Genomic DNA, 255 nt, shown 5'->3' with positions numbered 1-255 from the left:
TGCCTGCATTGGCCGTCAGATCCAGCGTCACGACGGTCGTCGCACCGATCTTGCCGACGATCTGCGTGTCCGAGACACGGCTCCAGACCAGGCCTGCGCTCGTCGACAGAGTGCTCAGGTCCGTACCAAACTTCAGCGAGGCAATCGCATCCGAGCCTGCCGTAAAGGTGATGGCATCTTGGGCAAAGTCAGGGTTGGCAGGCGTACTGCCGCCAGCCAGGTTCTGGTCATCCAGCGCCAGGGTGATGACCCCGC

Annotated in this window: 1 protein-coding gene; it reads right to left on the bottom strand. The window is 62.7% G+C overall.

Annotated features, from left to right (window positions below; translation table 11 throughout):
• Positions 1–255: hypothetical protein (locus IB213_RS18455; protein ID WP_192408193.1), on the bottom strand; the 255-nt coding region annotated here is incomplete at both ends.

It is taken from the genome of Comamonas sp. CMM02, from assembly GCF_014851485.1.
Taxonomy (GTDB): domain Bacteria; phylum Pseudomonadota; class Gammaproteobacteria; order Burkholderiales; family Burkholderiaceae_C; genus Comamonas; species Comamonas avium.
This window is presented reverse-complemented; position numbering and strand designations above follow the sequence as displayed.